At 72.0% G+C, this 17,563-nt stretch carries 18 protein-coding genes; 13 read left to right on the top strand and 5 right to left on the bottom strand.

The window, feature by feature from the left end; translation table 11 throughout:
- Positions 1-177: 177 nt before the first annotated feature.
- The 13 genes from ACFU97_RS17385 to ACFU97_RS17325 all read left to right on the top strand — a co-directional run bounded on the left by ACFU97_RS17385 (position 178) and on the right by ACFU97_RS17325 (position 11,885).
- Complete coding sequence (locus ACFU97_RS17385; RefSeq protein ID WP_384256875.1) at positions 178-1,467, top strand: GAF domain-containing protein; 1,290 nt, start codon at positions 178-180, stop codon at positions 1,465-1,467.
- Positions 1,468-1,678: 211 nt separating this feature from the next.
- Complete coding sequence (locus tag ACFU97_RS17380) at positions 1,679-2,947, top strand: hypothetical protein (protein ID WP_384256873.1); 1,269 nt, start codon at positions 1,679-1,681, stop codon at positions 2,945-2,947.
- Between the two features lie 17 nt (positions 2,948-2,964).
- Complete coding sequence (locus tag ACFU97_RS17375) at positions 2,965-3,537, top strand: GNAT family N-acetyltransferase (RefSeq protein ID WP_384256870.1); 573 nt, start codon at positions 2,965-2,967, stop codon at positions 3,535-3,537.
- A 127-nt stretch (positions 3,538-3,664) separates the two neighbouring features.
- Positions 3,665-3,748, top strand: a complete 84-nt coding sequence (locus ACFU97_RS17370; protein WP_310739661.1) for a putative leader peptide — start codon at positions 3,665-3,667, stop codon at positions 3,746-3,748.
- Between the two features lie 130 nt (positions 3,749-3,878).
- Positions 3,879-5,579, top strand: a complete 1,701-nt coding sequence (locus tag ACFU97_RS17365) for a nitrite/sulfite reductase (protein ID WP_384256868.1) — start codon at positions 3,879-3,881, stop codon at positions 5,577-5,579.
- Entirely contained in the window at positions 5,576-5,755 is a 180-nt protein-coding gene (locus ACFU97_RS17360) for a hypothetical protein (RefSeq protein WP_384256866.1), read from the top strand. Before ACFU97_RS17365 ends, ACFU97_RS17360 begins: the two co-directional genes overlap by 4 nt.
- Entirely contained in the window at positions 5,752-6,462 is a 711-nt protein-coding gene (locus ACFU97_RS17355; protein WP_384256863.1) for a phosphoadenylyl-sulfate reductase, read from the top strand. Before ACFU97_RS17360 ends, ACFU97_RS17355 begins: the two co-directional genes overlap by 4 nt.
- Before the next feature lie 2 nt (positions 6,463-6,464).
- The gene (cysC, locus tag ACFU97_RS17350) at positions 6,465-7,034 is read left to right on the top strand and encodes an adenylyl-sulfate kinase (RefSeq protein WP_384256861.1); all 570 of its coding nucleotides are present in this window, start codon (positions 6,465-6,467) and stop codon (positions 7,032-7,034) included.
- Entirely contained in the window at positions 7,031-7,969 is a 939-nt protein-coding gene (gene cysD / locus ACFU97_RS17345; RefSeq protein WP_384256859.1) for a sulfate adenylyltransferase subunit CysD, read from the top strand. The genes cysC and cysD overlap by 4 nt, the downstream gene beginning before the upstream one ends.
- Positions 7,970-7,971: 2 nt before the next feature.
- Positions 7,972-9,306, top strand: a complete 1,335-nt coding sequence (locus ACFU97_RS17340; RefSeq protein WP_384256857.1) for a sulfate adenylyltransferase subunit 1 — start codon at positions 7,972-7,974, stop codon at positions 9,304-9,306.
- A 92-nt stretch (positions 9,307-9,398) separates the two neighbouring features.
- Positions 9,399-10,184, top strand: a complete 786-nt coding sequence (locus ACFU97_RS17335) for an ABC transporter ATP-binding protein (protein WP_384256854.1) — start codon at positions 9,399-9,401, stop codon at positions 10,182-10,184.
- Positions 10,171-11,055, top strand: a complete 885-nt coding sequence (locus ACFU97_RS17330) for an ABC transporter permease (protein WP_384256852.1) — start codon at positions 10,171-10,173, stop codon at positions 11,053-11,055. The genes ACFU97_RS17335 and ACFU97_RS17330 overlap by 14 nt, the downstream gene beginning before the upstream one ends.
- 5 nt (positions 11,056-11,060) lie before the next feature.
- Positions 11,061-11,885 carry a sirohydrochlorin chelatase gene (locus ACFU97_RS17325; protein ID WP_384256850.1) on the top strand — a complete coding sequence of 275 codons (825 nt, stop codon included), beginning with the start codon at positions 11,061-11,063 and terminating at the stop codon, positions 11,883-11,885.
- Here the strand turns inward: ACFU97_RS17325 and ACFU97_RS17320 are convergent.
- The 5 genes from ACFU97_RS17320 to ACFU97_RS17300 all read right to left on the bottom strand — a co-directional run bounded on the left by ACFU97_RS17320 (position 11,863) and on the right by ACFU97_RS17300 (position 17,554).
- Positions 11,863-14,469 (bottom strand): fibronectin type III domain-containing protein, encoded by a 2,607-nt coding sequence (locus tag ACFU97_RS17320; protein WP_384256848.1) that lies wholly within the window; start codon positions 14,467-14,469, stop codon positions 11,863-11,865. The two genes, ACFU97_RS17325 and ACFU97_RS17320, sit on opposite strands and share 23 nt — an antisense overlap.
- Positions 14,470-14,592: 123 nt before the next feature.
- A complete protein-coding gene (locus tag ACFU97_RS17315; protein ID WP_384256846.1) occupies positions 14,593-15,228 on the bottom strand; it encodes a DsbA family protein in 636 nt (211 codons plus the stop codon).
- A 55-nt stretch (positions 15,229-15,283) separates the two neighbouring features.
- Positions 15,284-15,877 (bottom strand): TIGR03086 family metal-binding protein, encoded by a 594-nt coding sequence (locus ACFU97_RS17310; RefSeq protein ID WP_384256844.1) that lies wholly within the window; start codon positions 15,875-15,877, stop codon positions 15,284-15,286.
- Positions 15,878-15,901: 24 nt separating this feature from the next.
- Complete coding sequence (locus ACFU97_RS17305) at positions 15,902-16,951, bottom strand: ketopantoate reductase family protein (protein ID WP_384256843.1); 1,050 nt, start codon at positions 16,949-16,951, stop codon at positions 15,902-15,904.
- 57 nt (positions 16,952-17,008) lie between these two features.
- Positions 17,009-17,554, bottom strand: a complete 546-nt coding sequence (locus ACFU97_RS17300) for a DUF1697 domain-containing protein (RefSeq protein WP_384256841.1) — start codon at positions 17,552-17,554, stop codon at positions 17,009-17,011.
- Between the last annotated feature and the right edge of the window lie 9 nt (positions 17,555-17,563).

The raw sequence follows: 17,563 nt of genomic DNA, 5'->3' as shown, positions 1-17,563 counted from the left end.
TGGGAGCGGTTCACCAGGGTTGCAAGGGGTTGCAACTTGCTGCTGTGTGTGGCTGGACTGTCTCCGTCCGTCAGCACCGGACGGCACTATGAGACCGACAGTGCGGACGACTGGGGAATCCGTCGCCGAAACGGCGCGGGGGTTCGGTTGTCCCGGGCACTTCTTGCGGGAGGACCAGTGGCGCATCCGCCGACGGACGTGACGCAGCTCGCCATGGTCGACACGGCACGGGCGGCGCGGGTACTGAGCGAGCTCCGCTCCGCCAGGCTCTCGGGGCAGCGCACTCCGGTCGCCCCGCGCCCGGTGATCGAGCAGTCCTGGGGGCGGATGCTGCGCGGCGGCATCGATCCCGAACGCGACCACCGCGCCGGGCTGCTCTCCACCGACGAGGTGCGGCGGCGCCGGGAGACGACGGTGCTGCGGCACGTCCTGCCCGTGCTGCGCGAGGGGCTGCTGTCGGTCGCGGACGTCGCCCACCACATCATGGTCGTCACCGACGAGGACGGCCGGGTGCTGTGGCGGGAGGGCAGTTCGGCCGTGCTGCGCAAGGCGGACGGGCTGGGCTTCGAACTCGGCGCGGACTGGCGGGAGGACGTCGTCGGCACGAACGGGATCGGCACCCCCGCGGTGGTGCGCCGGCCCGTGCAGGTCTTCGCCTCCGAGCACTTCGTCCGCTCCATGACCACCTGGACCTGCACGGGCGCGCCGATCACGGACCCGCGCGACGGCCGGCTGCTGGGCGTGGTGGACGTCAGCGGGCCGCTGGAGACGATGCATCCGGCGACCCTCGCCTGGGTCGACTCGGTGGCCAAGCTCGCCGAGGCGCGGCTGCGCGAGCTGCACCTGGCCTCGCTGGAGCGGCTGCGCGCGGTGGCCGCGCCGATGCTGGCGCGGGTGGGCGGCCGGGCGCTGGCGGTGGACCGGGACGGCTGGACCGCGGCGGTGACCGGGATGCCGTACACCGGCCGGATCACCCTGCCCAAGTCCCTGTCGGCGGGTCGCCGGTGGCTGCCCCCGCTCGGGCTGTGCACGGTGGAGCCGCTGGCCGAGGGGTGGCTGGTCAGGGCCTCGGACGAGCCACTGCCGGACGGCGCCACCCGGATCGTGCTGGACCTGTCGCAGCCGCGCCGCCGCCCGGTGACGGTGTCCGGAAGCGCGGGTTCCTGGACCCACGAACTGAGTCCCCGGCACGCCGAGTTGCTGTATCTGCTCGCGCTGAACCGCGACGGGTGCAGTGCGGCCTTCCTGGCCGAAGAGGTGTTCGGGGACCCGGCGCGGCGGGTGACGGTGCGCGCCGAGATGTCCCGAGTGCGGCGCTATCTGGGCGGGTTGCTGGAGCACCGGCCCTACCGCTTCGCCGAGAGCGCGGAGGTGGAGCTGCTCCTGCCGGCCGACCCGCGTGACCTGCTGCCGCAGTCCACGGCGCCGACGGTGCGGCATCTGCGGGAGTCGGCCGGGACCCCCTGAGCGCGGACGCCGGCCGCGGCGCCGACCGCGCACGCTGCGTCACCAGGATGCGCCCCTGTGTGACCCCGGCGGGGTCATCTTCCGCATATTTGCAGGTTCTTCGTCCCCCGCCGCACCGGACTGCCGTAGCATCCCTCTACGGGCCGCCCCACCTGCTCCTTTGGTCAACACACAGACCAATGGCCGCAGTTGGCCCGCCTCGGGAGGACGTATGAAGCAACGTGGCCGACATCGCAGGCAGAAGCGGGGAAGAGCGCTGCGCGCCCTGCTGGCCGGAACCGCCCTCGCCCTCACCGCCGCCGCCACGATGATCAGTGCCTCACAGGCCACGGTGAGTGACAGGACCGGGGCACTGAAGGCACTCTCCTCCTCCGACCGGACGTCCGCCGGGCTGCGGCTCCAGGAGCGCGCGGTGCCGCGCAGCACGCTCGACCGGCTCGCCTCCGCGATGGGCCGGCCCGTCGGCGTCACCACCGTCCTCGGCGACGCCGACCACTCCCTGCTCGACACGGCCGACTGCCCGCCCGCCGCGCGCGCGGCGCTGCCCGTCACGCCGGCGGCCGCCCGCGCCTACTGCTGGGACGCCGCCGACACACGCGGCTGGCGGGCCGGCGCGGTCACCACCTCCGGGGACGCGGACGACGACGGCCACTGGGGCGAGCACCGGGTGATCCTCTCCGGCTGGAGCCACGGCAGCGGCCGGACGGGCCACGCCCGGGTCGCCTTCGTCGACGCCACCGACCCGGGCCGGCTGACCTACACCTGGGCCACGCTCGCCGTTCCGGTCGACGGCGGCCGCGACTACCGCGGGCTCGCCTCCCGCGTCTCCGGCATGGTCTGGTACCAGGGCAAGCTGCTGGTCACCGTGGCCGACGGCCTGTACGTGTACGACCTGCACCGCATCCAGCGGGCCACCGTCGACAGCGGCGCGGTCGGCCGGGTGCGCGGCGGCTGGTCGGCGCACGGCGCGAAGTACGTGCTGCCGGCGGTGGGTTCGTACCGGCTCGCCGGGCGGACCGCGGGCCCGGCGGCGATCTCGCTGGACCGCAGCACCGCGCCCGACAGCCTGGTCGCGAGCGAGCGGGTGCCGGCGGACGGCGACCGCACCACCCGGCTGTGGCGCTACGCCTTCAGCGGCGACCCGGCACGCGCGGGCCTGCTGGCCACCGACGCCGCGGGACGCGCGGAGCCGGTCCAGGCGTACGAGACGCGGACGACCGGTGTCGGCGGTGTGCTGTCCCTGCACTCGGACTGGTACCTGGCGGGCTCGGCGGACAGCCCGGACGGCCGCGGCACCCTGTGGCGGCAGAACACGCGCAAGGCGCGGGCCACCGTGTGCGGTGCGGACGAGTCGAACCACTGCTGGACCGGCCGGGCCGGGTCGCTGTCGTACGCACAGGACACCGGGGACGTCTGGTCGCAGTCGGGCCGGATGCTCTACGCGCTGCCGCTGGCCTCGATCGACAGATCTCTCGGGTAGATGATTCCCTGGCGGGCATGACCAACATCCCCGTGACCACCTGGTCCCTGGAGCAGACCGCCCCGGCCGACCTCCTGCCGGCCGCCGCGCCGGAGGGGGACGTGCGGATCGTCCGCTCCGAGGTCCCCTCCCCCGAGTTCAGCCGCTTCCTGTACGCGTCCGTCGGCGGCGACATCCGCTGGATCGACCGGCTGGGCTGGACGTACGCCCGGTGGCAGGAGCAGCTGGACCGGCCGGGCACGGAGACCTGGGTGGCCTACGACCGGGGCACGCCGGCGGGCTACATCGAGCTCGACGCGCAGGACGACGGGGTCGTGGAGATCGCCTACTTCGGGCTGATCCCCGCCTTCCGGGGCCGCCGCATCGGCGGGCATCTGCTCTCCTACGGCACCGCCCGCGCCTGGGACCTCGCCGAGCGCTGGCCCGGGCGGCCGCAGACCAAGCGGGTCTGGGTGCACACCTGCAGCCTGGACGGCGAGCACGCCATGGACAACTACCGGCGCCGGGGCTTCGCGCTGTTCGACACCAAGGTCGAGGAGCAGCGCGAGGTGCCCGCACCCGGCCCGTGGGCCGGCGCCTACCCGGTCTGACCTGCGCGGACAAGACCGGCCGCAGCCAATGTGATCGAGGACACCCCTGTCCCACATTCCGGGACAAGGATGTCCGCATCGTGGACGAAGCTGGACTGTGTCCAGATTGCCGTGCCACGCTTCCGTCATGCCTGGAACTGGAATTGCCTTGGTGAGTCGGCGGCACGTCGACCTCGGCCGCATGTCCAGCGCCATCTGTCCGGCGAGCTGACAGCACAGCACGCCCGGCATCTCCTGACTTTCCCCCTCTTTCGCCTGCGCAAGGACGCGCATGGTTGCCCATGCGCCTGCACGCGCAGGTCAGAGCCGCATTCCCGCCTGTCCCGAAGGACGTATCAACCATGGCCGCCACCCCGCCGAAGCCTGCCGCCGCGACTCCCCGCCGCAAGGTGAGCCGTCACCGTGGCGAGGGCCAGTGGGCCGCGGGACACTTCACCCCGCTCAACGGCAACGAGCAGACCAAGAAGGACGACGACGGTCTCAATGTGCGGACACGCATTGAGACGATCTACTCCAAGCGCGGCTTCGACTCGATCGACCCCGGCGACCTGCGCGGACGCATGCGCTGGTGGGGGCTCTACACCCAGCGCAAGCCCGGGATCGACGGCGGCAAGACCGCGATCCTGGAGCCGGAGGAGCTGGACGACAAGTACTTCATGCTGCGCGTGCGCATCGACGGCGGTGCGCTGACCACGCGGCAGCTGCGCGTCATCGGCGAGATCTCGCAGGAGTTCGCGCGCGGCACCGCGGACATCACCGACCGGCAGAACGTCCAGTACCACTGGATCCGCATCGAGGACGTCCCGACGATCTGGGAGCGGCTGGAGGGCGTGGGCCTGTCGACGGTCACCGCCTGCGGCGACACCCCGCGTGTGATGATCGGCTCCCCGGTGGCGGGCATCGCCGAGGACGAGATCATCGACGGCACGCCGGCGCTGGAGGAGATGAAGCGCCGGGTCCTGAACAACAAGGCGTACTCGAACCTCCCCCGCAAGTTCAAGACGGCCATCTCGGGCTCGCCGGTGCTGGACGTGGTGCACGAGATCAACGACGTCGCCTTCGTCGGCGTACGCCACCCCGAACACGGCCCGGGCTTCGACGTCTGGGTCGGCGGCGGCCTGTCCACCAACCCCAAGCTGGGCGTGCGGCTCGGCGCCTGGGTGCCGATCGACGAGGTCCCCGACGTCTACGAGGGCGTCATCTCGATCTTCCGCGACTACGGCTACCGCCGGCTGCGCAACCGCGCCCGGCTGAAGTTCCTCGTCGCCGACTGGGGCGCGGAGAAGTTCCGCCAGGTGCTGGAGGACGAGTACCTGGGCGGGCGCAAGCTCGTCGACGGCCCGGCCCCCGAGCAGCCGGTCCAGCAGTGGCGCGACCACATCGGCGTGCACCGCCAGCGCGACGGCCGCTTCTACGTCGGCTTCGCCCCGCGCGTGGGACGCGTCGACGGCGCCACCCTGACGAAGGTCGCCGACCTCGCGGAGGCGCACGGCTCGGGCCGGGTGCGCACCACCGTCGAGCAGAAGATGATCATCCTCGACGTCGAGGAGGGCCAGGTCGACTCGCTCGTGGACGAGCTGGAGGCGCTGGACCTCACCGCCCGGCCGTCCACCTTCCGGCGCGGCACCATGGCCTGCACCGGCATCGAGTTCTGCAAGCTGGCCATCGTCGAGACCAAGCAGCGCGGCTCGCAGCTGATCGACGAACTGGAGCGCCGCCTCCCGGACTTCGACGAGCCGCTCACCATCAATCTCAACGGCTGCCCGAACGCCTGCGCCCGTATCCAGGTCGCGGACATCGGTCTCAAGGGCCAGCTGGTCCTCGACGACAAGGGCGAGCAGGTCGAGGGCTACCAGGTGCACCTCGGCGGCGCGCTGGGCCTGGAGGCCGGGTTCGGCCGCAAGGTCCGCGGCCTGAAGGTGACGTCGGACGAGCTGCCCGACTACATCGAGCGTGTCCTCAAGCGGTTCCAGGCCGAGCGCGAGGACGGCGAGCGGTTCGCCGCCTGGGCCTCGCGGGCGTCCGAGGAGGCCCTGTCGTGAGCGAGCGCGCCGCCCCCTTCTACTGCCCCTACTGCGGCGACGAGGACCTCCGTCCCGGCGAGCAGGGCCATGGCGCATGGGAATGCGCGGCGTGCAACCGGGCTTTCCAGCTGAAGTTCCTCGGGCTGCTCGCCCGGGGTCTGCAGCACTCCGAAGCAGGGGGAGACGAGACATGACCGCGGTGACGGAAGAGCAGACGACCGAGGACCTGAAGGCGCTCGCCGAGCGGGCGGGCCGCGACCTGGAGGACGCCTCCGCGCTGGAGATCCTCCGGTGGGCGGCCGACACGTTCGGCAAGCGCTTCTGCGTGACCTCGTCGATGGAGGACGCGGTGGTCGCCCACCTCGCCTCCCGGGCCATGCCCGGCGTGGACGTCGTGTTCCTGGACACCGGCTACCACTTCCCGGAGACCATCGGCACCCGTGACGCGGTCGAGGCCGTGATGGACGTCAACGTCATCACCCTGACCCCCCGTCAGACGGTCGCCGAGCAGGACGCGGAGTACGGCCCGAAGCTGCACGACCGCGACCCCGACCTGTGCTGCAAGCTGCGCAAGGTCCAGCCGCTGGAGCAGGGCCTGAAGAGCTACGTGGCCTGGGCGACCGGTCTGCGCCGCGACGAGTCCCCGACCCGGGCGAACACCCCGGTCGTCGGCTGGGACGAGAAGCGGCAGAAGGTCAAGATCTCGCCGATCGCCCGCTGGAGCCAGGACGACGTGGACGCGTACGTGGCCGAACACGGCGTCCTGACCAACCCGTTGCTGATGGACGGCTACGCGTCCGTCGGCTGCGCCCCCTGCACCCGCCGGGTGCTGGAGGGCGAGGACGCACGGGCCGGCCGCTGGGCCGGCCGCTCCAAGACCGAGTGCGGGCTGCACGGCTGACCATGACTGTGACATCGACGAATCAGGAGACGGACGTGACGACCGGAGCCACCGTCTGGCTCACGGGTCTGCCGAGCGCCGGCAAGACCACCATCGCGTACGAGCTGGCGGGCCGGCTGCGCGAGGAGGGCCACCGTGTCGAGGTGCTCGACGGCGACGAGATCCGCGAGTTCATCTCGGCGGGCCTCGGCTTCAGCCGCGAGGACCGGCACACCAACGTGCAGCGCATCGGCTTCCTCGCCGAACTGCTCGCCCGCAACGGCGTCAAGGCGCTCGTCCCGGTGATCGCGCCCTACGCCGACAGCCGCGAGGCGGTGCGCAAGCGCCACCAGGACGGCGGGGCGGCGTACCTCGAGGTGCACGTGGCGACCCCGGTCGACGTGTGCTCCGTACGTGATGTGAAGGGTCTGTACGCCAAGCAGGCCGCGGGCGAACTGACCGGGCTCACCGGGGTGGACGACCCCTACGAGACGCCCGAGTCGCCCGACCTGCGTATCGAGTCGCAGCACCAGACCGTCCAGGAGTCCGCGGCCGCGGTCCACGCGCTGCTCACCGAAAGGGGACTGGCATGACGACGACCGTCACCGAGGTCGAGGAGGGTACGGGCGCCCCGTACGCCCTCTCGCACCTGGACGCCCTCGAGTCCGAGGCGGTGCACATCTTCCGTGAGGTGGCGGGTGAGTTCGAGCGGCCGGTGATCCTCTTCTCCGGCGGCAAGGACTCCATCCTCATGCTGCACCTGGCGCTCAAGGCCTTCGCCCCCGCACCGGTCCCCTTCTCGCTGCTGCACGTGGACACCGGGCACAACTTCCCCGAGGTGCTGGAGTACCGCGACCGCGTCGTCGCCCAGCACGGACTGCGGCTGCACGTCGCCTCCGTCCAGGACTACATCGACCGCGGTGTGCTCAAGGAGCGCCCGGACGGGACCCGCAACCCGCTGCAGACCCTGCCGCTGACCGAGAAGATCCAGGCGGAGAGGTTCGACGCCGTCTTCGGCGGCGGACGGCGCGACGAGGAGAAGGCCCGCGCCAAGGAACGCGTGTTCAGCCTGCGCGACGAGTTCTCGCAGTGGGACCCGCGCCGCCAGCGCCCCGAGCTGTGGAACCTCTACAACGGCCGGCACGCCCCCGGCGAGCACGTCCGCGTCTTCCCGCTGTCCAACTGGACCGAACTGGACGTCTGGCAGTACATCGCCCGCGAGGGCATCGAGCTCCCGGAGATCTACTTCGCGCACGAGCGCGAGGTGTTCAAGCGCAGCGGCATGTGGCTGACCGCCGGCGAGTGGGGCGGCCCCAAGGACGGCGAGAGCGTGGAGAAGCGGCAGGTGCGCTACCGCACCGTCGGCGACATGTCCTGCACCGGCGCCGTCGACTCCGACGCGGTGACCCTGGAGCAGGTCATCACCGAGATCGCCGCCTCACGGCTGACCGAGCGCGGCGCCACGCGCGCCGACGACAAGCTCTCCGAGGCCGCGATGGAAGACCGCAAGCGCGAGGGGTACTTCTAAGCATGAGCACGATCACGACCGAGGAGCTCTCGGCCACCACCCTGCTGCGGTTCGCCACGGCCGGCTCCGTCGACGACGGCAAGTCGACCCTGGTGGGCCGGCTGCTGCACGACTCCAAGTCGGTCCTCACCGACCAGCTGGAAGCCGTCGAGCACGCCTCCCGCAACCGCGGCCAGGACACCCCCGACCTCGCCCTGCTCACCGACGGCCTGCGCGCCGAACGCGAACAGGGCATCACCATCGACGTCGCCTACCGCTACTTCGCCACCCCCAAGCGACGCTTCATCCTCGCCGACACCCCCGGCCACGTGCAGTACACCCGCAACATGGTCACCGGCGCCTCCACCGCCGAACTCACCGTCATCCTCGTCGACGCCCGCAACGGCGTCGTCGAACAGACCCGCCGCCACGCCGCCATCGCCGCCCTCCTCCGCGTCCCCCACGTCGTCCTCGCCGTCAACAAGATGGACCTCGTCGACTACAAGGAGCCCGTCTTCGCCGCGATCGCCGAGGAGTTCACGGCGTACGCGACCGAGCTGGGCGTCCCGGAGGTCACCGCCATCCCGATCTCCGCGCTCGCCGGCGACAACGTGGTGGAGCCCTCCGCCACCATGGACTGGTACGGCGGCCCGACGGTCCTGGAGCATCTGGAGACGGTCCCGGTCAGTCACGACCTGAGCCACTGCCACGCGCGGCTGCCCGTGCAGTACGTGATCCGGCCGCAGACCGCCGAGCACCCGGACTACCGGGGCTACGCGGGCCAGATCGCCGCCGGTTCGTTCCACGTCGGCGAGGCCGTCACGGTGCTGCCGTCCGGCCGCGCGTCGCGGATCTCCGCCATCGACCTGCTCGGCGAGCCGGTCGACGTCGCCTGGACCACCCAGTCGGTGACCCTCCTGCTGGAGGACGACATCGACATCTCGCGCGGCGACCTGATCGTGCCCAGCAAGGACGCCCCGGCGACCACGCAGGACATCGAGGCGACCGTCTGCCACGTGGCCGACGCCGCCCTGACCGTCGGTCACCGCGTGCTGCTCAAGCACGGCACCCGCACGGTCAAGGCGATCGTCAAGGACATCCCGTCCCGGCTCACGCTGTCGGATCTGTCGCTGCACCCGCACCCGGGGCAGCTCGTCGCCAACGACATCGGCCGGGTGAAGATCCGCACCGCCGAGCCGCTGCCGGTCGACTCCTACGCCGACTCCCGCCGCACGGGCTCGTTCATCCTGATCGACCCCAGCGACGGCACCACGCTCACCGCGGGCATGGTCGGCGAGTCGTTCGCGTCCCCCGAGCCCGTCAAGGACGAGGCCGAGGACGACGGGTGGGACTTCTGACATGACGTCCACCGACTGCTGAGGGCAGGACGAAGTGCCGCGATGTGTGCGCCGACGTACGCACACCGACGAGTTCCCAGGAGGTGACGACCATGGCCACGACCACTCTTCCCGCCCAGGCCGCCGAGTCGGTCGAGTACGCGGCACGCATCGCGCACGTCTCGAAGTCCTTCGCGACTCCGGGCGGGCAGCAGCTCGTGCTGGACGACGTCAGCATCGATGTCGCACCGGGCGAGTTCGTCACCCTGCTGGGGGCCTCGGGCTGCGGCAAATCCACTCTGCTCAACCTGGTGGCGGGGCTGGACCGGCCGTCGGCCGGCACCATCGGCACCGACGGCCGGCCCGCCCTGATGTTCCAGGAGCACGCCCTGTTCCCGTGGCTGACCGCGGGCAAGAACATCGAACTCGCCCTGAAACTGCGCGGGGTGGCCAAGCCGGAGCGGCGGGACAGGGCCGAGGAGCTGCTCGAACTGGTCCGGCTGCAGGGCGCGTACGGCAAACGCGTGCACGAGCTGTCGGGCGGCATGCGCCAGCGCGTCGCGCTCGCCCGCGCGCTCGCCCAGGACAGCCGGCTGCTGCTGATGGACGAGCCGTTCGCGGCCCTGGACGCCATCACCCGCGACGTCCTGCACGACGAACTGACCCGCATCTGGGCCGAGACCGGCGTCTCCGTGCTGTTCGTGACGCACAACGTGCGCGAGGCGGTACGGCTCGCCCAGCGCGTCGTCCTGCTGTCCTCCCGCCCCGGCCGGATCGCCCGGGAATGGACGGTCGACATCCCGCAGCCGCGCCGCATCGAGGACGCCGCGGTGGCCGAACTGTCCGTCGAGATCACCGAAGAACTGCGAGGGGAGATCCGCCGCCATGGCCGGCACTGACACGGCTCCGGCGCAGGACGCCGGAAGCGTCGAGGCGGGTCTCGACGCGCTGGAGACCACGTCCGCCGGCCGGGCGTCCCTGCGGCAGACCCTCGTCACCAAGGTCCTCCCGCCGCTCACCGCGGTCGTCGTGGTCCTGGCGGTCTGGCAGGGACTGATCACCTTCAGGATCGTGGACGACCCGACGAAGCTGCCGTCACCGGGCGCCGTGTGGCAGGCCGTCCACGAGTCGTGGCTCCAGGGCACACTGCTCGGCTACATCTGGACCAGCGTCTCGCGCGGGCTGCTGGGCTTCTGCTTCGCGCTGCTCATCGGCACCCCGCTGGGGCTGCTGGTGGCCCGGGTGCGGTTCGTGCGCGCGGCCATCGGCCCGATCCTCTCCGGTCTCCAGTCGCTGCCGTCGGTGGCCTGGGTGCCGCCCGCCGTGATCTGGCTGGGCCTGAACAACTCGATGATGTACGCCGTGATCCTGCTCGGCGCGGTCCCCTCCATCGCCAACGGCCTGGTGTCCGGCGTCGACCAGGTGCCGCCGCTGTTCCTGCGCGCGGGCCACACGATGGGCGCGACCGGGCTGCGGGGCACCTGGCACGTCACCCTGCCCGCCGCGCTGCCGGGCTACGTCGCCGGCATGAAGCAGGGCTGGGCCTTCTCGTGGCGCTCGCTGATGGCGGCGGAGATCATCGCGAGCTTCCCCGATCTGGGCGTGGGCCTCGGCCAGTTGCTGGAGAACGCCCGCACCGCGAGCGACATGGCCATGGTGTTCGAGGCCATCCTGCTGATCCTGTTCGTCGGCATCGCCATCGACCTGCTGATCTTCAGCCCGCTGGAGCGGTGGGTGCTGCGCAGCCGCGGACTGCTGGTGAAGAGCTGATGTCCATGCGTCCTGCGAAGCCGGTGCTTGTCGTCATCGCCCACGGCAGCCGCGACCCGCGGCACGCCGCGACCGTGCACGCCCTGGTGCGCCGGGTGCGGTCGCTGCGACCGGGGCTGCGCGTGGAGACCGGCTTCCTGGACTTCGACACCCCGTCCGTGAGCGGGGTGCTGGAGTCGCTGGCGGCGGAGGGCGTCCGTGACGTCGTGGCCCTCCCCCTGCTCCTGACGCGCGCCTTCCACGCGAAGGCGGACATCCCCGCGGTCCTGCGGGAGGCGCCGCCGCGGCTGCGCATCCGCCAGGCGGAGGTGCTCGGCCCGTCGCCGCTCCTCCTCTCCGCACTCGAACGACGTCTGTACGAGGCGGGGCTGACCCCCGCCGACAAGTCCTCGACCGGGGTCGTCCTGGCCTCGGCGGGGTCCTCCGACCCGGAGGCGATCGCAGTGATCGCAGAAATCGCGCGGGAGTGGCGGCACACCGGTTGGTGCGCCGTGCGGCCTGCGTTCGCCTCCGCATCCCTTCCGCGCACCGAGGACGCGGTGCGCGAGCTGCGCGCCCTCGGCTGCAAGCGGGTCGCCGTCGCCCCGTACGTGCTCGCCCCCGGCTTCCTGCCGGACCGGATCGCGCGGGGCGCGGCCGAGGCGGACGCGGACGTGCTGGCCGACGTGCTGGGTCCGGCACCCGAGGTGGCGCGGGTGCTGCTGGAGCGGTACGACGCCGCACGCGGCACCTCGCTCGCACCGGCGGTCGACCGCGTACGGCCGCGTCGTGGCCGGTCGCGCACCTCCCCGCGCCCCCTGTCGATGCCTACGGCCTGGTCGTTGCCGTGACCGTCGCCGCAGGACCGGTGCCGGCGGCGGTCACCGCGGCCACCGTCACCGTGTACGTGGTCGCCGCCTTCAGGCCGGCGAGCACCCGGAACATGCCCTTCGCCGAGGGCTGGGTGACCAGGACGTCCCGGCCGGTGACGTCGACGGGCGCGCGGCCGTCGGAGACCGTCACGCGGTAGCCTACGACCTTCGCGTCGCCCGTCGCGGTGGGCGGGGTCCAGGCGAGGGTGGCCGCCATGGACGCCGTGCGCAGCTTGGGACTTGTGGGTGCGCCCGGCAGCACGGTGGCCGTCGTGGGCGACAGCGGGAGCGAGGCGAGGGACGGAGCGCTGCCGCCTACGTCGTTGTTCGCGGTGACCGTCACGGTGAACGGGCCGCCGGCCGCCGGCAGTCCGCCGATCCGCACCAGCGCCGTACGCCTGAAGTCGGTGGCCGCGACGGTCTGCTGCCCGGCCTGCCTGCCCGTCGAGTCGTACGCCCTCGCCGTGTACGACCGCACCGGCGAACCTCCGTCGGCGAACGTCGGGTTGAAGGTGACGTACAGGGCGTCCGGGCCCGCGGTGCTGGTGCCGACGCGCGACGGTGCCTCGGGGACGGACCGCGCGCCGATGCGGCGGTCGAGCAGCGAGCGGTACGCGGGCTCAAGTCCGGCGCCGGCGAGGATCTCGGGCGGTACGTCGGACGGGGACGCCATGATCCTGTTGCCGGTCGTCACCAGCCCCTTGTTGTCGCCGTCGGCGGTGCCCTCCTCCCACCAGTTGTCCTTGACGAGGGTCGGGTCGTTGTTGCCGAGGCCGTCGCGGTAGTCGGTGTGCCGGGAGGCGACGTTGGCGTAGGACGCGTGGTAGAGGACGTTCCCCTCGACGGTCTCGTAGGTGCAGCCGTTGTCGGTGTAGACGCTCTTGCCGAGGCCCCACTGGTCGTGGACGACGTTGCCGGTGACCTTCTCGCCGTCGGCCAGGGAGGTGCCGGTCAGGCCCTGGGTGTAGATGCCGCCACCGTCGTCGAGCATCTGCATGTAGTCGGAGATCAGGTTGTCGCGGACGGTGTTGCCGTGGCTCGGGTTCGGCGTCGCCGGGTCGCCGATCTTGTCGGGCCAGCCGCCCCAGCCCATCGAGATCGCGGAGTAGCCGACGTGGTCGATCTGGTTGTGGGCGATGGTGTCGTTCCGGGTGTAGCCGTTGAGGATCGCCACGCCGCCGTGGTACTCGCGGGGCAGGGCGTAGAGGTGATTGTCCGTCACCTGCACTCCTGAGGCGGGAGCTTGGCCGTCCACTCCCCCGATCTCCAGCCCGTTGCCGGAGATGTCGGTGAAGATGCTGCCGCGGACGGAGGCGTCCTCGGTTCCGGCACCCAACTCCAGTCCGGACGCGCCGAGATGGGCGAAGACGTCGTCGGCGAACTCGATGCGCCGGGCGTGGGTGAAGGCCAGGTTGCCGGGCATCTTCGTCCAGGACGCGAACGGGCAGGTGCCGCCCTCGACGTACTGGCACAGGCCCTGTGTGGCCCAGCCGCGGCCGCCGGTGACGGTGTAGCCGGCCTGGATCTCGGAGAAGCCCTCCGGCCCGTTCGGCGTCAGCCAGGTCGCGTAGCTGAACCGGATGCCGCGGAAGGCGATGTCGTGCACCGGCGCGTCCGCCGTGCCCCGGCCGTCGACCAGCTGCTCGGCCGCCGCGGCCTCGACGTCGGCCCGGGCGAGGTTCTCGCCCGGGCGGGGCAGGTAGTACACCCGGTGCGCGCTCCGGTCGAGGTACCACTCGCCGGGCTGGTCGAGGAGTTCGTAGGCGTTCTCGACGTACGACGCCTTGCCGTCGTTGGTGAGGTGCCCGGGGCCGACCATGCCGACCGTGCGGCCGGGGATGTCGGGGAACTCGACCCGCTTGTTGGAGTTGTCCCAGCAGGGCTGGGCCATCGTGATCGTGGTGCCCTCGGCGGAGGCGATGCGGCAGCGCGGCTCCGTCCACTGGCCGAGGCCGTTGCGCTCGACGTTCCACAGCGCCTCGCCGCTGGTGTAGACGAACTCGGCGTCGGAGGGGTGCTTCCAGCGCGCGATCGCGTCCGAGGAGGCGGTGTAGCCGGTGGCCGTCTGGGTCAGCCGGACGGGCACCTCCCCGCGGGCCCGCTGGGCGCGCACGCCGTCGACGTACAACTGCCGTGTGTCGGTGAGGCCTTGGGGCGCGGGTGCGGACCACAGGCCGCTGCGGCCCGGCACCTGCCGCCAGCCGACGACCTTGCGGCCGCCGCTGACGACCGTGGTGCCGGTGCCCTGCCAGATCACCCGGTGACCGTTGGTGCCGGAGTCGCGGGCGTCGAGCGCGAGCGGCCCGGACTGGCGGTAGGTGCCCGGGGCGAGGTGGACGGTGAGGTCGGACGCGAGGTCGCCCGCCCGGGCCCGGGCCAGGTCGCGGGCGCGTTGCAGGGTGCGGACGGGATGCCGTGCGCCGCCGTCGGCGTGGTCGTCGCCCGTGGGTGAGACGTAGACGTCGGAGGACGCGGCCTCGGCCGGGGCCGCGAGGGCCGGGACGCCGAGAGCGAGGACGGCGGTGGCGAGGGTGACGAGCGCGGCTCTTCGGTGCGTGGGCATGTACCCCTCCCGTGGGATCAGCCTGGACCCAACGCCGGGAAAGGTAGGAGCACTTCGATACACGGGTCAATGAATGCGACGAAAAATGGCGTGAACCTCTTAGGCGCGAGGCCATTCGTCCGATCAATCAAAAGTGAGTGATCCCGTGCGGGTGCGCTTGAGCTCGAAGAGGTCCGGGCAGGCGGCCAGCACCAGGAAGCTGTCGAAGAGTTCGGCCGCGCGGGCGCCGCGCGGAACGGCCCGCAGCACCGGGCCGAACCAAACGGTTCCGTCGACGTGAAGGGTGGGGGTGCCCACGTAGCCGCCCGACTCGGGCTCCGCGCCCGCCTCGTGGCTGCGCCGCACGGCCTCGTCGTAGGACGGGTCGTGGGCCGCGGCCGCGAGGTCGGCCGGGAGGCCCAGTTCGGCGAGGGAGGCGGTGACCACGGCGTCGAAGTCGTCGGCCTTGCGCTCGTGGATGCGGGTGCCGAACGCGGTGTACAGCTCGCGCAGGACCTTCTCGCCGTGCCGTTCGGCGGCGGCCACGGCGACCCGCACCGGGCCGATCGATTTGTCGACCAACTCCCGGTACCAGCCGGGGAGTTCGTTGCCGATGTTGTGCAGGTGGAGGCTCATCGCGTGGAAGCGGAGGTCGAGCGGGCGTACGCGCTCGACCTCCAGCAGCCAGCGGGAGGTGATCCAGGCGAAGGGACAGGCGGGGTCGAACCAGAAGTCGACGCGGGTGGGTGCCTCGACACGGGCGGGTGCGGTGCTCGTCATGGCGTCGACGCTAGTCGCACAATGGCGCACTGCATCGACCCATTCGGTGACTGTTTCAGTGACCCAATTTCGGGTCCCGCCCGCTGGCCGCGAGCGCGCGGTCGAACGGGGGAGCATCGTCCGGCACGGGCACCGGGTCGGCGAAGCCGTCGTACTGCCGGTAGAGGTCGCCGTGCTTCTCGACCACGTCGAGGACGAAGCGGGCTGCGTCGTCCGAGACCTGGAACCGCTGGCCGGTGGCGGTGGCGACGTCCCAGCCGTGCACGGCCGTCTCCTTGATGACCATCGAGGCGATGTCCAGGGCGGACACCTTCGCCATGCCCAGGTCGACCTCGCCCTCCCACACGGCCGGGTCGGCCCAGGCCGCCACCGCGCGGTCCAGCTGGGCGGCGTAGGCCGCGGCCCAGTCGGGGTCGGCGGTGAAGTCCCGGGCGGTCAGCTCCTCGGGCAGCTGCTTGCGCAGGGCGCGGTGCTCCAGGCCGTAGGAGGTGTAGAGGACCCAGTGGTTGACCAGGGCGCGGACGTCCCAGTCGGTGCAGTGGGTGGGCTCGCCGAGCCGGTCCGCCGGGACGCCGCGCGCCACGCGGGCCGCCTCGGCGGCACATTCGCTCATGTACGGGTGCAGTTGCTTCGGGTCGTCGTACGTCATGCGCCCACGTTAGGAAGACCCCGCTCAGGACTCTTGAACAAACGCGACAGCCCCGGTGTCCGCGGAAGCTGACGCCGCCTCGTCGGCCAGCCGGGTGAGCTGCTCGACGGGCATCGAGCCGGGCTCCCGGCGTTCGCGCGCGAAGGTGTTGGCGAGGTGCTGGAGCAGGTCGTTGAGCGGAGTCGGCACGCCGTGCAGCCGGCCCAGCAGGGCGATCTCGCCGTTGAGGTAGTCGGCCTCGATGGTGCCGGTGCCGCGGCTGAGCGACTGCCAGGAGGAGCCGCCGCCGCGCGGGGCGCCGTCGAGCGGCACCAGGTCGACCTTGTGGCCGCGGACCGCCTGCTGCTCCTCGGCGCCGGCGTACGCGATGCCGGCGGCGTCGAGCACGCTCTCCCCCTCGGCCCGCACGCGCGCGTACAGGGCCCCGGCGCCGGTGCCGGAGATCGGCCCGGCGACCGCCTCCAGGGCGTTGCCCAGGTTGGACAGCAGCTTGGCGTACTGCCAGCGCGCCACGTCGGCGGCCACCGGCGCCTCGAAGTGCGCCTTCTCCAGGTCGGCGGCGACCCGGCGGGCCGTCTCGTCGGTGCCGTGCGGGTGGCGGCCCAGGTGCAGGATGCCGGTGAGCGGGGCGCCGGCGGCGGAGACGGCGCCCGGTTCCACGAAGGTGGCCGGCAGCCAGACGCAGACGCCGTACACGTGCCGGAAGACCCGCAGCGCTAGGCGCTGGCCCTCCACGCCGTTCTGCGCGCAGAACAGCGGCAGCCGCTGCGCCGCGCTGCCGCCGCCCGCGACCGGTGTCGGGCCCCAGACCCGCAGCGCGGCCACGGTGTCCTGGGTCTTCACGGCGAGGACGAGCACGTCGTCGGCCCTCAACTCGCCCAGCTCGTCCGGTCCTTCGACGGCCCGCAGCCGGTGGGTGTACTCGCCGTCCGGCACCGTCAGCCGCAGTCCGCCGTCCCGCAGTGCGGCCAGGTGTGCGCCGCGTGCGACCAGCACGACCTCGTGTCCCGCGCCCGCCAGCCGTCCGCCGATCGCGCCGCCGACGGCGCCTGCCCCGATGATGATGTAGCGCATGGGACGAGCCTCGCACACACGTGCCCGCGACCGGCCCCGCCCCAGGCACTCCACCGATCACTCCGCGGTGAGTTCGACCAGCTTCACCACGGTGTTCCAGTTACGGCTGGTCGCGATCACGCCCTTGTTGATACGGGGCTTCGCCAGGTGCTCCGCGAGCTTGGAGCGGCCGAGTCCGTCGGGGGCGTAGAGGTACAACTCCCGTTCGCCGAGCCGGAACTCCTCGGGGAGGTACGCCTCCCGGTCGATCTCCGCGAAGCGCGCCGCGTCGACGGGTGCGGAGAAGTAGGTGACGTGCAGCTGCTTGGCCTCCAGCTCGGCGGCCGGGAAGGGGCACGCCGCGGCGACCGCCGCGAGGTAGGCGTGGTCGCGGACGATGACGTCCACCACGAAGCCGAAGCGTTTCTCGATCGCGTCCGCCAGCTCGGCCGCGAGGGACTCCTCGTCGCCGTGCCCGGAGGTGAAGACCGCCTGCCCGCTCTGGAGGTGGGTCCGTACGCCGTCGTACCCGAGACCGTCCATCAGCTGCCGCAGCTCGGCCATCGGCAGCTTCTTCCTGCCACCCACGTTGATCCCGCGCAGCAGCGCCGCATACGTCGTCATGGGCACCAC

Source organism: Streptomyces sp. NPDC057616 (assembly GCF_042800575.1).
Classification (GTDB): domain Bacteria; phylum Actinomycetota; class Actinomycetes; order Streptomycetales; family Streptomycetaceae; genus Streptomyces.
The sequence above is the reverse complement of the archived record's forward strand: the minus strand, read 5'-3'. Positions and strand labels throughout refer to the sequence as shown.